The sequence below is a fragment of the Dyadobacter sp. genome, assembly GCF_051859145.1.
Classification (GTDB): Bacteria; Bacteroidota; Bacteroidia; order Cytophagales; family Spirosomataceae; genus Dyadobacter.
In genome coordinates this window covers 1-2,279 of the sequence record NZ_JBHYGF010000504.1, presented here as the reverse complement: position 1 = coordinate 2,279, position 2,279 = coordinate 1, and the positions used below count along the sequence as shown (strand labels likewise).

Annotated in this window: 3 protein-coding genes; all 3 read right to left on the bottom strand. The window is 42.9% G+C overall.

Translation table 11 applies throughout. From position 1 onward, the window contains the following. On the bottom strand, positions 1-713 hold a 713-nt coding region (locus ACTIE6_RS22900), incomplete at its 3' end, for an alpha/beta fold hydrolase (protein WP_439558844.1). A 431-nt stretch (positions 714-1,144) separates the two neighbouring features. After that, the gene (locus tag ACTIE6_RS22895) at positions 1,145-1,819 is read right to left on the bottom strand and encodes a phosphatase PAP2 family protein (RefSeq protein ID WP_439558843.1); all 675 of its coding nucleotides are present in this window, start codon (positions 1,817-1,819) and stop codon (positions 1,145-1,147) included. Between the two features lie 77 nt (positions 1,820-1,896). Next, positions 1,897-2,279 (bottom strand): heme-binding domain-containing protein (locus ACTIE6_RS22890; protein ID WP_439558842.1); only part of this gene is annotated, 383 nt, incomplete at its 5' end.

Below are 2,279 nucleotides of genomic sequence, written 5' to 3'. Positions count from 1 at the left end.
AGTCTGATCATATCCCTGTCACCACGGATCAATAAAACGGGTACTTTAATACTGGTAATTTTAGTATCCGGGATCTTGATCTCCCTTTCCCATGTCCTTTGATTGTCCTCCCAAAACTTCACCCATTTTTCAGGCTCGGGATTCATTCGCTGATAATTTTCTAACCAATCCTTATCCTCCTTTACAGCTTCAACGGTATATTCTTTTAACAAATCGCGTGCTTCCTGACTTAGTCCACTCGCTCTTGAATTTGACGCACCACTCACCACTTTCTTTATTTTATCAGGCCTGTTTGCTGCGAGCAACAATGCAGTGTTGCCCCCCGTACTCCAGCCCATCACATAGGTGCTGTCCAAGCCTAGTTGGTCGATAAGTTGAGAATTGTATTCGGCCAGCAAATCGCCACTTAAACTGTCAGCATGCTCCGAGCGTCCATGTCCCGGAGCATCAGGCGCTAAAACCCTGAAATGTCTTGAAAGTTCGGGTATGAGGCTGGCTAAGTTTTCGATCGAGCCTAGACCCTGATGCAAGAGCAGCAACGGAATGCCCTGGCCGTACTCCTCGTAATAAATCTTCTTGTTGTGTATGGTTACATACTTTCCATTATTTGACCCATACTTAATTGGCTTTTGAACCTGTTTTTCAGGCTTTTCTACCTGATTGCATGAAGCAACTAGCAAACTAAAAATAACAAAGCAAAGCAGTCGTTTCATCTTAATGCGCGATAGTGACGTTGTTGATTAAATCTCTATTGTAAGAATGTATACGCAACTCGCTCAAAGATTGTTGAAAATCTAAGGGTGTATACCCGTATTTAAGGATATAGAAAGTGCAACCTATCGCGTAACAAATGTTCCTGACTGTACCAAAGTGTGCGTGCAGAATATATAAAGGTGCAACTAGAAGAATGGGAATATTCCAATTTTAACCACCGGTTAAAAAAGCTCAAAGGCATAGATCAAATCTACTAAGAAGGATGTTTTCACTCGTTGTTTTTATCCGCTTCGATCAAGCGGATAAATTCTGATAACCGCTTACTAGTCACAGCTGTTAATTTTCTTTCTGGCAAAAACCTATTGTCACAATCGCTAATGTTTTGGCACTTAAATCGTATAGATATGACAGGTATAGATATTGTAGATTATTATGAATTCTCACGATTAAGTCTTTTCCCCCATTTATATTGGTGTGTCCAGTAGGCAACTTTCATAGACAAGAACCCAACTCCGGCGCCGACCAAAACGTCACTAATGAAATGTCGGTTGTTGGCGACCCTGAGAATACCTACCGAGGAAGCGACCGTGTAAGAGACATAAGGCATCCACTGATAGGTACCTTTATATTCTTCACTCAGAAATGTAGCCGCCGCAAAGGCCTGTGTGGTGTGCCCGGAGGGAAAAGAGTTATAAGAACTCCCATCTGGCCGCTGAATATGGAATGCCTTTTTCAAAACCATAACCGTTGAAATGGCCAGGATCTCTCCCTTCACCAAAATTACCGAACGGTTGACAAAATCCGTTTTGGATTTAATCCCCGCCGCATCCAGTCCATAAGCAGCTGCCAAAGCAGAGAACTGAAGATAATCATCCAGCCTTGTTTTAAACCTGGGAAAGTGCTCTTTCCGCTCTTCGGCTATTTCATTTTTGATCGACTCCCGCGAATGACCATTAGCGATGAAACCCGCCAGTATAAGTGCAGAGGGTGCATAAAGCTGCGGAAATGAAAAGTGCAGCTCCTTGCGGGTAGAATCTGCGTTTTGCGAAAATGCTGTAAAATGAAGTACCACCACAACAAGAAGCGTAGCACAGATCTTTTTCATGATGTGGAAGGAAACAATTTGATTTTTGAATAGCTATTTAATCACAATTCTGGCGGTAACCATCACATCTGTTGCGATCAGATTCCAGCCTTCGGCGTTCTTTTTTTCATCTTCAAACTATCGGCGGGATACTCATTTTTCAGCATTGTCATTTGCTGCTTTGCCCAGTTGATGATCAGCTGGCGCTGTTGATCGGTCAGATTTGCCTCTTGATGCAGCCCTAAAAATGTATAGGATTTCAGCGGCATTTCTTTTTCACTCACCATTTCAATGATCTCATCGAATTTATGGTTCTGGACGGCAACCGGAAGTTTGGTGAAGGTGGAGAAGTTCAATTCTCTTTTCCCTTCCTGAACGTGATTATCCAGAAACCAGGCCACGGGTTGAACATTAACATACCAGGGATAGGCTGTTTTATTACTGTGGCAATCATCGCAGGCCACCCTTAGAATTTCCTTCA